This window comes from uncultured Porphyromonas sp. (assembly GCF_902489635.1).
Lineage (GTDB): Bacteria > Bacteroidota > Bacteroidia > Bacteroidales > Porphyromonadaceae > Porphyromonas.
Genome location: NZ_CABUAN010000003.1, coordinates 60303 through 73018, shown reverse-complemented (window position 1 = coordinate 73018; position 12716 = coordinate 60303). Strand labels below are relative to the sequence as shown.

Below are 12716 nucleotides of genomic sequence, written 5' to 3'. Positions count from 1 at the left end.
TTCACTACATTTGCCTGCACAATAGTACTCTGCGAGCTATAATTACGGCTTCTGCATAGTACGACTTAAGTTAACAGGCAATAGTATATGAAACAGCAGCAATCTCCTCAGCGATATGATTACATCATCATAGGTGGTGGCCTGGCGGGGCTTTACTGCGCTTACTTTCTAGCGCAGCATGGGTCGGTAGCCCTCATCGCTCGACGCACCATCGAGGAGAGCAACTCCTACTACGCACAGGGTGGTATGGCTGCTGTCACCGACCAGGAAGACTCACCGACAGATCACTACGAGGACACGATCGTAGCGGGACGTGGGCTCTGTATCCCCGAAGCTGTCAAGGTACTGACCGACGAAGCTCCCGACCGGATCAATGAGTTGATCCAGATGGGTATGGCCTTCGACAGCGAGGATGGACATCTAGCCCTCGGTCTCGAGGGGGGACATCACCATCGTCGCATCCTCCACGCAGGTGGAGATGCTACGGGACGACTGGTGACCACCTTTATGATCGAGCAGGTCAGGAAGGCGCAGCATATCACGATCTTCGACCATCACAGTGCCGTACAGGTGCTGCGCTCTGCCGATGGGTCGCACTGTCAGGGACTGGTGACCTATGATGAGCGCGCACATTACTACGATACGATCCTCGCATCGGCTGTCGTACTAGCCACTGGCGGTGCTGCTGCGCTTTACTACCCTACGACCAATCCTCCCACGGCCCTGGGCGATGGCTTGTGGCTAGCCAGTGAGGTGGGTGCCGAGCTGATGGACTTAGAGTTTATACAGTTTCACCCCACAGCACTTTATTTGCCTGGGTACGCCTCTTTTCTCATTAGTGAGGCGGTACGTGGCGAGGGTGCTTACCTTGTAGACAAGCACGGTGAGCGCTTTATGCCCGCATTACACCCTCTGGCAGAGCTGGCACCGAGAGATGTGGTGGCGCGGAGCATCTTCCTCAAGATGCAAGAGGAGGGTACCGACCATGTACGACTGAGACTGAGACATATTGACCCGAAGCGACTGTTACAGCGCTTCCCGACCATCTCGGAGCACTGCCGCCAGCTGGGACTAGACATTACGGACGAGATACCCGTAGCTCCTGCAGCACACTACACGGTGGGGGGCATCGGCGTGGATCTCAACGGCTGTACCCGCCTGCCTGGACTGTACGCTGTCGGAGAGGTCTCTTCGACAGGGGTGATGGGTGCCAACCGCTTGGCCTCTAACTCGCTCATTGAGTGTATCGTCTTCGGCAAGCGGATTGCTAACTATGCGATCGCCCACCCGACCACGCCTACTGAGACTGCATCGCTAGCAGTTCCGACGAATCTACCAGACTTGTCGTGGAGCCTAGACAAAGAGCAGATCTATGCGCTAGAGCAGCAGACGAAAATCAATCGACAGATGGGCGACATACTCATGAGCCGGGTGGGGATCATCCGCTCTAAGGAGGGACTCGTCTCAGCGCTCCATGAGCTACAGCTTCTCTCAGACGGACTCGCAGAGGACGCACAGCACAGCATCCACGCTTACATGACCCGCAGACGGGTAGAGGTGGCGCACATGATGGCGCATGCTGCACTACTGCGTGAGGAGAGCCGTGGAGGTCACTACCGCAGCGACTACACGGAGACACTGCCTGAGAGCGAAGCCTATCGTACGAGGCTGCTCAATGGACAAATAACACATCAACCGATCAAATAGCACACAAGAGGTATGACGGATATATACAACAGCGAGGAGTTTGCCACGCTCATCGAGCTTGCTTACCGCGAGGATGCTCCTACGGGAGATCTATCGACACGCTACATACTGAGCGAGAGCGACCGAGCTATCGCCACACTGATAGCCAAGGACGACGGCATCGTCTCTGGACTTGAGGTAGCTTATATGGTCCTCTGTCGATGCACTCCTGAGGAGGAGATCACCTTTACATCAGAGTATGAGGATGGCGACGAGGTGTGCAAGGGCGATATCTTAGCCACCATCGAGGCACCTTATGCGGACCTGCTACGGGCTGAGCGTATCATGCTCAACTTCATGCAGCGCATGAGCGGCATCGCTACCTACACCCACCAATGTGTGCAGTGCGTCGCTGGTACCAAGACTCAGATCCTAGACACCCGCAAGACAGCTCCGGGACATCGCCTCACGGACAAGATGGCGGTACGCGACGGCGGTGGCACTAACCACCGAGCTTCGCTCTCTGATATGGTGATGCTCAAGGACAATCACATCGCCATGGCGGGTGGCATCCTGCCTGCCGTGGAGGAGGTGCGTCCTCATCTGCCGATCTCTATACAGATTGAGGTGGAGACCACCACACTGGAGGAGGTGCAGGAGGCTATAGACGCTGGTGCTGACATCATCATGCTGGACAATATGGATATAGAGACAATGCGCCGTGCCGTCGAGCTCATCGATGGACAAGCTAAGGTGGAGGCTTCGGGCAATATGACGGCCGAGCGTCTAGCTGCCGTGGCTGCTGTCGGCGTGGACTACATTAGCATAGGAGCACTGACCCACTCGGTACGGGCTTTCGACATAAGCATGAAGATCAAGCCGATCCAATAGAGCGACTTGACTTCTTTTACACCTAACACACTAACTGACTACTTACACATGACACAACAACAGATAGAGGCTCTCTACAAAGAGATCCGCACGCTCAAGGAGCAGAAAAACGCGGTCATCCTGGCGCACTACTATGCTCGCCCCGAGATACAGCGTATCGCAGACCACCTAGGCGACTCACTGGCACTCTCACAGATCGCTGGCGAGACTGAGGCTGACATGATCGTCTTCTGCGGAGTTAGCTTCATGGGTGAGACCGCAAAGATCATTTCGCCCAATAAGAAGGTACTCTGTCCCGTACCTCACGCTGGCTGTACCCTCGCTGAGGGTGCCACGGCTGAGGGTATCAATACTTGGCGCGTCAAGCACCCCGACGGCATTGTGGTCAGCTACGTCAATACGACAGCAGCTGTCAAGGCGGTCACCGACTACTGCGTGACCAGTGCCAATGCGCTAAAGATCGTACGCGCCCTCCCCACGGGTCAACCGATCCTCTTTGGTCCTGACAAGAACCTCGGACAGTACATCATGAATGTGACGGGACGAGAGATGGACCTATGGCAGGGAGCTTGCTACGTGCATGCTGACATCACCTCCGAGCTGGTTCACACGATGCTGGATCGCTATCCCGAGGCAGAGATCCTGATACACCCTGAGTCGGTAGCCGCTAGCGACCAGTCGATCGTCGACAATCCTCGCTGCATCATTGGCTCTACCACCACAATCATCAATCGTCCTGGGGTCTCAGACCTGAAGCAGTACATCATCGCCACGGAGCCTGAGGTGCTGGCTGAGATGACGAGACGCTATCCTGACAAGGAGTTGATCCCCATCCTCCCCGATCAGACTTGCGAATATATGAAGATGATCACCCTCGAGGGACTCCGCGATGCACTCCTCTACGAGCAGTACGAGGTGCATGTCGACGAAGAGCTTCGCCAGAAGGCGTGGCGCTCCATCGAGCGGATGCTCCAGTTCTAAGGATCCAGCTCTAAGCTTGCCTTCGGCTTTTAAGTCTCTGCTCTAGCAGCTCCCTGTTTTTAGGGCAAGCTAATGCTTCATATCTAGGGCATAACACTCCTACAAAACAGAAGAAACGGATTAGTCGTCTTCCTCGAGAAGGCGGTTAATCCGTTTCTTATTTACCCCAAAATGGGATAACAGTCAAAACATCTAAATGTCAGACAGATACGCAACCAAATCGAAATATTTGTGGCATTTCAGTCGGAACATTTGTGGTACGTTGAGTCCAATGTCGTTACGCTCACACGCGGTGCAAGAGCAGCGGGCGCGTAACGAAGCAAAGTTGCCTCTTGTTCTTTTCGGAATGTTTTTGTAACTTCGCTTTCAGAGCTGGGAACGAAAGGATGCACACTTCCGTTTCATCTTGATTGAGGGCACTGAGGCTGTGTGTTGCTCTTCAAGATCCGATTACCTATGACTAGCTGTACTCGAAAGAATGGCGTAGACCCAACTTCGTTATCAAAGGGGTGTAGACTTAAGACCAAACGTAAGCCACTATCATATTATAAACCATAATCTGTATTAGAATGGAAACAAGTAAATGGACCAAGTCTGGACTACTCATTCTAGCCCTCCTCTGTAGCATCTCGCTAATTCATGCCCAAAACAAACCTATCCTAGACTGCACCGTACGAGGTGGTGCGGGCATTGTCATCCCGACCAATAACATCCTATCGCCTATAGTCGCTAATGCCGCTATGGAGGTAAGTGGTTGGCTAAACAACCACTGGAAGGTGGGCGGAGAACTCTCATATACTCAGATGGAGTTCAAGAGTACACAGCCCCTGATCCCTCATAAGGAACGCCTGCTCAACCAACTATTCATAGGCCCCTCTATCGCCCTTAGTAGTCTGCGCGACAGTCGCTCAGGCTGGAGTGCTCAGGGTTCTCTCGCCATCGGCTATACCCTGCTCTTTAGGAGCAAAACGAAAGATAGCGCTACGCTACTTGGTGACTACGATGCGTTCAACAGCCTGCAGCACGGCTTCGGGTCAAATATCTCGGTAGACGTGCGTAAGAGCATCGGACACTATTATGTAGGTTTAGGCTATGTCTACAGCTCTCGTATGATACAAGTGGGACCAAAAGATCATCACACCACGACCGTTGTCACTATGGGTATGCCTCAGCTCGTCTTTGGCATGGCGTGGTAGCCAATTCGCCCACTAGATGACGACAGCTCTCTAGTATAGCTAGCAACAATACAACGAGGGGACTCAATCGCTTACTAGAAGCGGCTGAGTCCCCTCGTTGGGTTGTTTGTCCGTACTAACAGCAAAAGATGTTCACACGACATTGCCTCGCTTGTAGATCGGGAGTCGTATGCTGTGTCCGCTCCACGTTAGGACCTGTTGAGGCGTTTGCAAGCTACAGAGTGAGGCTGAGTGCAGCTGAGTGCAGGCTCGATGGTCTGTTCTATTACCTTTGCATCGTCTAATAATTAGACTTCGCCCAATCTCTTGGACTAGACTTCGCGAGTCTCACAAGTAACGACTTGTAGGGGCGCACGGTCGTGCGTCCGTTGTGTCAAAGATTACAGCGTCTGATGGTTGGACTTGTCGTGTTGATGTAGTTCGTGTAGGGGCGGACCTGCGTGTCCGCCCACAAGGCATATTGCGTTCCAACGAAGACGGACGGACACATAGGTCCGCCCCTACAAATTGTTATTCGTATTGCTGTTCGACAACGGATATGGTTTCATTTTGATACAACGGACGCACCGACAGTCTGCGTCCGAGCCGCGCGTCCCTACAGCGAGTTACACGTCTCGCTGTTCGGGGACTTGCTCGTCAGAAGCGCATAGCACGCTCTAGGCGTCGCTTGTCCTCGCGGTCGCGTATGGCGGCGCGCTTGTCATACTGCTTCTTACCTCGGGCTAGTGCAACGACTAGCTTAGCGAGCCCACGCTCGTTGATGAAGAGACGCACGGGGATGATCGTCTGCCCAGGGTTCTTCATCTCCTCCTCGAGCTTGCGCAGCTCCTTGCGGTTGAGTAGCAGCTTGCGCTCCCGTCGCTCCACATGATTGTTGTAGGAAGCGTAGCTGTACTCCGCTATATACATATTCTTGATCCACAGCTCACCACGCGAGAAGTAGCAGTAGCTGTCCACGAGAGCCGCTTTGCCCGCACGTATAGACTTGATCTCACTACCAACCAGCACGATGCCTGCGGTGTACTGATCGAGGAGCTCATAGTCATAGGTCGCGCGCTTGTTGCGTATGTTGATCGCTCGGGCGGATTGCTTGCCTTTCTTAGCCATAGCGGTGTGGGTTGGGACGATTGCTTAGTCTATCTTGTCAAAGCCAGTGTAGGGTCTCAGTGCCTTGGGGATGATAATGCCCTCGGGCGTCTGATTGTTCTCTAGGAGGGCAGCGACAATGCGTGGCAGAGCGAGGGCACTACCGTTGAGCGTATGACAAAGGGTAATCCCCTCCTCAGGATCACGGTAGCGACACATCAGACGGTTGGCCTGATAGCTCTCGAAGTTAGAGACGGAGCTCACCTCGAGCCAACGCTCCTGCGCAGCTGAAAAGACCTCAAAGTCGTAAGTCATAGCACTCGTAAAGCTTAGGTCACCACCACAGAGGCGGAGGATACGGTAAGGGAGCTCAAGCTCCTCGACGAGGCTCTTGACGTGTGCGATCATCTTGTCGAGCTGCTGCCACGAGTGATCGGGACGGTCGATGGAGACGATCTCTACCTTGTCAAACTGATGCAGGCGGTTGAGCCCGCGTACGTCCTTGCCATACGAACCAGCCTCACGACGGAAGCAAGGCGTATAGGCAGTGCAACAGATAGGTAACTGGTCTGCCTCTAGGATGACATCTCGGAAGATATTGGTCACAGGCACCTCAGCCGTCGGTATGAGGTAGAGGTTGTCCAGCTGCACATGGTACATCTGCCCCTCCTTGTCAGGGAGCTGACCGGTGCCGATACCAGAGTCCTCGTTGACCATAATAGGAGGCTCGACCTCCTGAAAGCCCGCTGCCGTAGCTCTGTCGAGGAAGAAGTTGATCAAGGCGCGCTGCAGTCTTGCTCCCTTACCCTTATATACGGGGAAGCCTGCGCCCGTGATCTTGACTCCCAGCTCGAAGTCTATGAGGTCGTACTGCTTAGCCAGCTCCCAGTGAGGTAGCTTGGCCGTATTCTCTAAGTGTGGCATCTTACCACCCGTAGCGACGCATAGGTTGTCCTCGGCAGAGGAGCCGTGTGGCACGTCGGGGTGCGGCAGATTAGGTACGGAGAGTAGGAGCTGCCGCATCGTCTCCTCGGCCTGTCGCATGGTCTCCTCAGCTTGTTTAGAGATCTCTTTGAGTGCCTGCACCTCAGCTTTGAGTTGCTCAGCCTCTTCGCGGGCACCCGCTTTCATCTTCTCACCGATAGAGCGTGAGAGGACTTTTTGCTGAGCCAGGCTGTCGTCCTTCTTGTGCTGTGCATCGCGTCTCAGCTTGTCCTGAGCGATGATAGCTGCTATGGGCTCTTCTGCGGGAAAGTGCTTGACGGCGAGCCGCTCGATGACTCCCTGTGGGTCATCCAATATTTGTTTGATGGTAAGCATTACCTACTTCTTTGAGTTATTACGTGTGAGGAGCTTGTCACGCACGGCGACAAGCTATGCTACAAAGGTACAGTTTCTTCTGCATTTATAGGCACAACCAAGGGAAGAACCCACACAAGAGTGAGTCCTCCCCTCATCAATATCTGACGAGCTACCTAGCTGGCGAAGCCCTCTTCAGTTGTTACTCGGCAGGCTGCTGCGGAGTCTCAGGCTGTGTAGCAGGAGCTTGAGCAGGAGCCTCAGCTGCGGGAGCTGCAGGAGCTGCGGGTAGTGGCAGCGTAGCCTCAGGTTGCTGAGGAAGCACGGGCGCGCTCTGCTGAGACTGCTCGATGAAGCTCTCGCTCTGCTTAGCCTGTACGTGAGGCTTGACAAAGAATGAGCTGGCAATGCTGAGCACGACCATAGCTCCTGCGAGCGTCCATGTGGCCTTCTCGAGGAAGTCCGTCGTCTTGCGCACACCCATGTACTTATTGCTCTCGCCGAAGCCTGCTGCTAGACCACCGCCCTTAGAGTTCTGGACGATGACGATAAGGATCAGCAGGATAGCTGCGATGAGGATCAGGATGGTTAGAAAGATTTGCATATCTACTAGTCTATGAATGCGTATTTATGAGTGAGAAGCATTGTCGATTAGCTTCTCGAGGAAGTTCAATTGAACTGCAAAGTAACTAATTTTTTCTGGGAATTTCAAGCTTAGCCCCTCAATAATTTGTTTTGCTCGCTCGTAATGGCCCTGTTTGATGTAGATGGAGGCTAGCGTTTCGGTAAAAAGCGTATCGCTCGGCTCCGCATCATCGGATGGCGTCACCATAGGCTGCGGGGCGGTGTCGGTAGCTGACGCACTTTCTGGTGAAGGTGTGGCGATTAGGCCCGAGAGCGACATATCTGTGGGTGCCGACTCGTACTCAGTTTGTGAGAAGTAGTCTGGGGTAGGCTCCTCCGTGGGGAGAGCTTCTGCCGTGTCGTACTCTAGCTCGTTCGAGAGTGGTCCCTCGCGCTCGGCCACCTTGCGCAGATATTGATCTACGAGGGCAAAGGAGTCTGACGGGTCGTGAGCCAGCACCGGCGTCAAGTCAGCTAGCGGCATGTGTAGCCGAGCTAGCAAGTAGAGCTTCTCCCGACTCGGTAGGTGGGGAGCCCAGCGCTGAAGCTCCGCTTCGTAGCGCAAGTCACCGAGGATCGACAGATTAAGTAGGTAGAGCATCACGATGCTCTGCGCATAGGGATAGGTCTCCACCAGCTCGGCCAGTGGCGAGAGCGTGTGGCGGTTGAGCTCCTCAGGGTGAGCCGTCAGCCTATTCAGCTCGTCTAGCGTCATCGTCTTCACTACCAGTCCTCTACTGTGGCGTTAAAGATTTGCTTGACAAGGTCATCGATCAGCTCATTAGCTAGCCCCTCCTGAATGTCTGAGAAGAGGTTGTTGCTGTCGAACTCTTGCGAGGAGGTAAAGGTGCGCCCGGAGAAACTCTTTTTCTCCTCAACCATATTGGTGTACGATACGCGCACGGTGATCGTGAAGCGTGTCATCGCTGAGAGTGCATCCTCCTGCATCGCCATAGGGGTGAGCTCATACCCGACGATAGCGCCCTCGAGGATCAGATCTCCATTAGCATCGACCGGCTCGAGGCGTGTATTGCGACGGAACTGCTCGCGCAGACGCTCCGAAAACATCTGCGACAGGGGCGGATAGACCAGCGGAGCCTGATTGGGAAAGTCCTCGATGGTCACCGTCTTGATGCGTGTGTAGTCGATGGTGGCTCCATTGAACTTATAGCTGATCGAGCAGCTCGTCCCGATCAGTAGGAGCGTCACGACACCTATTATATATAGTAACCTACTCCTCGCCATAGCTGCGCAGTTTACGATATAGTGTGCGTGGAGAGATGTTGAGCTCCTCAGCAGCTTCTGTTTTGTTGCCCCCATGTCGCTCCAAGGCTCGCATGATCAATATGCGCTCAGCCTCATCGATAGTCATCGGCCGGTCAGGTAGGAGCGGCTGCTCTGCAGGGGTCTCTGCAAGCTGCCTGCAAGGCTCAGGGTGAGACTCTGGGTAAGACTCTGGATCTGGCTCGGTCACCTCCTCGGCCTCTGTGTGCATAGGCTCCATATCGGTAGGCACAAGCGTCGTATGGATCGGCTCATAGTGAGGCTCCTGACGCATGGTGGCGATGGTCTGCTTGAGCGAGGTAATGTCTCGCTTCATGTCAAAAAGCACCTGGTAAAGTATCTCCCGCTCATTGGCAAAGCTACGCTCCTCCGACTGACGCTCCACGGGAACCAGTGAAGTGCTCAGCTCAGGGGTCCTCTCAGGCAGGTAGCCTCGAAGGTCTTCAGCCGTCAGATGACGGTCGTACTCCAAAATGCTGATACGGTCTGTCAAGTTGCGTAGCTCGCGTATGTTGCCGGGCCAAGGGTAGCGTCGTAACAGCTCCTCAGCTTCGGGCGTGATCTCGAGCATCGGGATCTGGTTCTTCTCCGCACTGAGCGAAGCAAAGAGCTTGAAGAGCAGCACAATATCCTCCTGCCGCTTACGTAGCGGGGGCACTACGATAGGCACCGTGCTGAGACGATAGTAGAGGTCTTCGCGGAAGCGTCCACGAGCGATAGCCTCCTGTATATTGACATTGGTCGCAGCGACCACCCGCACATCGGTCTTGAGAGGCTTGCTAGCACCTACGGGGATAAACTCTCCCGACTCGAGTACACGGAGCAGACGAGCCTGCGTAGCAAGTGGCAGCTCCCCCACCTCATCGAGGAAGATAGTGCCACCGTCCGCCTCCTCAAAGTAACCCTTGCGGTCAGAGATAGCACCCGTGAAGGAACCCTTGCGGTGCCCGAAGAGCTCAGAGTCGATCGTACCCTCAGGGATCGCGCCACAGTTGACCGCCACATAGCCTTGATGCTTGCGGAGGCTGTAAGCGTGTATGATCTTGGGGAAGAACTCCTTGCCGACACCGCTCTCGCCAGTCACCAGCACAGATAGGTCTGTCGGGGCGACCTGTACGGCCGTCTCGATAGCTCGTAGGAAGCTCGGATTGCGTCCCACGATACCAAAGCGCTGCATCACCTGTTGTAGATCCACATTCATAGGTGCAAAGTTACTAAAATGAGCGACATCACACCTCGCCTCATCAATTTTGCCATGGCGTGTTGTCGCTCATTTCTATTTTATTGCTGTCCGATAAAGTTTCCTCCGAATGAAACTGGAGTTTCTTACCTATGAAACTTTAGTTTCACCCAAGTGGCACTGACAGTTAGCTCATTCCTGCAGGGCGACAAATAGAAAAGACCGCAGCACCATACGTGGTGGTGCTACGGCTTTGAAATAGATAAGATATGACTGCTAGTCCGCTAGCGAGTGGGGGATAATGCATCCTATCTGGGTCCCTAGCTGCTCAAAAAAACAGGAACTCGTCAGAGCTGAAATTGGCTTATGTGAACCTTAATAGAAACATGGCATACATATTCTAAAAAAACACTATATTTGTCCCTCGAGGAGCATCTTGAAATAACAAATCCTCCAACTTTATACGGATTGTACTATGAAGAAGAGATCGATAATTGACTTCATCCAGTGGTCTGGTCAGATAGGAGTACTCGCCTATCGTCACCCGGAGAACAACATCAGTAAGTATGCCAAGCTACAGGTCAACGAAGCGCAGGAAGCTATCGTTGTAGTCAACGGCACTAAGAGCCAGAAGTTTGGACCTGGACAATATAATCTTGACTCGCCAAACGTGCCTATCCTGCGGGAGTTCTTTGGAGTTCCCTTTGGAGGGGTAAATCCCTGGACCGTGCAGATATGGTTTGTCAATAAACTCAAGCCGAGGGATGTACAGTGGCGTATCAGTGACTTTCCCGTCTATGACTCAGCTTTTCAGGCACAGATACCTATCGGCGTGAGTGGCACCTACGGGATTACGGTGGAGGACGCCGAGCGACTAGTCTTCCAGCTGGCTCTAGGCTTCCCTTACTCTGGAGATGGAGCTCAAGAAATCACCGTCGATGACTTTACAGAGCAGCTCCGAGGCGAGCTAACGGTCAAGTCCAAGAGTTTGATCTCAAAAGCCTTTCAGGCCAATGGATACAGTGTCAATCAAATATCTGCACATCTATCCGACATCTCTAGCGTCCTACAGCCAGACTTGGAGGCGTTCTTTGCTGATTATGGGTGCAGCTTGTCGAAGTTTTATGTGACCTCAATAGATGTAGACACGACGACAGAGTATGGCCGCAGCGTGCAGGAGGCTATCAACCAGCAGACGGCTCAAAAGATCTCAGGGCATACGTGGCAGCAGAGCAAAATGTTTGAGACAGCTCAGGAGGCCATGCGCAATAGCCAGGGAGGAGGCATACTCGGAGCGGTCATGATGACAGGTATGATGGGAGGTCTAGGCGGAGGCGGAGGCAGTGCTATGGCTGGGGGACTGATGGCTCCAAAGTATGATCAGCCTACCCCTACCACGGGCAATGCTCCCGCAGGGGTCGCACCTAGTCAGCCACAGCCAGCCGTGAGAGAGGTCTTCTGCTCCAATTGTAGTCGTAAGTACACGACGGACAAGAAGTTTTGCCCCTACTGTGGAGACGCATACAACCCTTGCCCCAATTGTGGTGCCGATGTCGATGCCAATGCGACTCGATGCTCTACTTGTGGGGTATCTCTCTCGGGTCAGGCAGCACCAACCTGTCCTAATTGCCACGCAGCGACAGTGCCTGGGGCTGCATTTTGCTCTAACTGTGGAGCTCCGCTCTCGGAGGATAAGTGTCCTCGCTGTGGTACCCCGACACGAGGCATGGCTTTCTGTCCTAACTGTGGTCTGAAAATTAGCAAATAGAGCTATGAAACAAAAGGTTCTGAGGCTTATAGGCTACCTCTTTCTCATCGGAGGTATAGGAATTATTATCACTGTATACTTCGTCCTCCTGAGAGACAAACAGGAGGAGCGACTCTTTTACCTCAACCTCGTGGTCACCTGCCTCGCCTACGGAGCTCTCTTCCTGCGAGGCTTCGACCTACTGGGTCCTATAGAGCGAGTCGGGCGGTCGAGTGCTAGCTACGGTATCTTGTGGGCTAGTACGAGGCTTTACCTCTTGCTGAGCCTCGGCTGCGTGATCTGCTCGATATACTTCGAGTGGATCTTCAAGTGGTGCCTGGTGATTCAGATTATCTTCGTCCTCCTCATGCTCCTGGGGCTCTATATAGCTGCTATCGTCAATAACAACGTCGAGAGAGCTGGTCAGCGCGTTGAGAGGAGAGGCTCTTGCCTGCAACAGATCAATCAGCAGCTTCGCGTCCTAGAGGTCAAGTGTCAGCAAGCAAGCACGCCTCAATATCTAGAGCAAGTCAGTCAACTAAGAGAGGCGATGAAGTATGTAACCCCCTCTGACAATGCCCTAGCTAGAGATCTAGAGGCTCAACTATATGACCAGCTAAGCCTCGTAAGGAGCCGCCTCGAGCAAGACTGGGGAGATGCGCAAGACACTATCGCCGAGAGGCTCAGAAACTGCCTCGAGCTGGCACAACAAAGAAAGAAACAATACTAAACCACATACGCT

The 12716-nt window shown here is 53.7% G+C and carries 12 protein-coding genes; 6 read left to right on the top strand and 6 right to left on the bottom strand.

From position 1 onward, the window contains the following. Window positions 1-87: 87 nt before the first annotated feature. The 4 genes from nadB (at window position 88) to RDM37_RS01255 (ending at window position 4754) form a co-directional block, all read left to right on the top strand. Window positions 88-1707 (top strand): L-aspartate oxidase, encoded by a 1620-nt coding sequence (gene nadB, locus RDM37_RS01270; protein ID WP_308554485.1) that lies wholly within the window; start codon window positions 88-90, stop codon window positions 1705-1707. A 12-nt stretch (window positions 1708-1719) separates the two neighbouring features. After that, window positions 1720-2577 (top strand): carboxylating nicotinate-nucleotide diphosphorylase, encoded by an 858-nt coding sequence (nadC, locus tag RDM37_RS01265; protein WP_298886661.1) that lies wholly within the window; start codon window positions 1720-1722, stop codon window positions 2575-2577. Window positions 2578-2625: 48 nt separating this feature from the next. Further along, a complete protein-coding gene (gene nadA, locus RDM37_RS01260) occupies window positions 2626-3558 on the top strand; it encodes a quinolinate synthase NadA (protein WP_308554482.1) in 933 nt (310 codons plus the stop codon). Window positions 3559-4127: 569 nt separating this feature from the next. Beyond that, window positions 4128-4754, top strand: coding sequence for a hypothetical protein (locus RDM37_RS01255; RefSeq protein ID WP_308554480.1), 627 nt, complete (start codon window positions 4128-4130; stop codon window positions 4752-4754). A 636-nt stretch (window positions 4755-5390) separates the two neighbouring features. Here the strand turns inward: RDM37_RS01255 and smpB are convergent. The 6 genes from smpB to RDM37_RS01225 form a co-directional block, all read right to left on the bottom strand. Beyond that, entirely contained in the window at window positions 5391-5861 is a 471-nt protein-coding gene (smpB, locus tag RDM37_RS01250) for an SsrA-binding protein SmpB (protein ID WP_004331305.1), read from the bottom strand. 24 nt (window positions 5862-5885) lie between these two features. Then, window positions 5886-7160 (bottom strand): serine--tRNA ligase, encoded by a 1275-nt coding sequence (serS, locus tag RDM37_RS01245; protein WP_308554478.1) that lies wholly within the window; start codon window positions 7158-7160, stop codon window positions 5886-5888. A 181-nt stretch (window positions 7161-7341) separates the two neighbouring features. Continuing rightward, the gene (secG, locus tag RDM37_RS01240) at window positions 7342-7743 is read right to left on the bottom strand and encodes a preprotein translocase subunit SecG (protein WP_308554476.1); all 402 of its coding nucleotides are present in this window, start codon (window positions 7741-7743) and stop codon (window positions 7342-7344) included. A 24-nt stretch (window positions 7744-7767) separates the two neighbouring features. Then, window positions 7768-8478 (bottom strand): hypothetical protein, encoded by a 711-nt coding sequence (locus tag RDM37_RS01235; RefSeq protein ID WP_299369400.1) that lies wholly within the window; start codon window positions 8476-8478, stop codon window positions 7768-7770. An 8-nt stretch (window positions 8479-8486) separates the two neighbouring features. Next, a complete protein-coding gene (locus tag RDM37_RS01230) occupies window positions 8487-9008 on the bottom strand; it encodes an LptE family protein (protein WP_308554474.1) in 522 nt (173 codons plus the stop codon). Continuing rightward, entirely contained in the window at window positions 8995-10248 is a 1254-nt protein-coding gene (locus tag RDM37_RS01225) for a sigma-54 dependent transcriptional regulator (RefSeq protein ID WP_308554472.1), read from the bottom strand. Before RDM37_RS01225 ends, RDM37_RS01230 begins: the two co-directional genes overlap by 14 nt. 454 nt (window positions 10249-10702) lie before the next feature. Here RDM37_RS01225 and RDM37_RS01220 point away from each other — a divergent pair, with 454 nt between their 5' ends. Together RDM37_RS01220 and RDM37_RS01215 are read left to right on the top strand one after the other, a co-directional pair. Beyond that, window positions 10703-11995: an SPFH domain-containing protein gene (locus tag RDM37_RS01220; RefSeq protein ID WP_308554470.1), complete on the top strand. Its 1293-nt coding sequence runs from the start codon at window positions 10703-10705 to the stop codon at window positions 11993-11995. 4 nt (window positions 11996-11999) lie between these two features. Then, complete coding sequence (locus tag RDM37_RS01215) at window positions 12000-12704, top strand: hypothetical protein (RefSeq protein ID WP_308554468.1); 705 nt, start codon at window positions 12000-12002, stop codon at window positions 12702-12704. Window positions 12705-12716 lie beyond the last annotated feature (12 nt).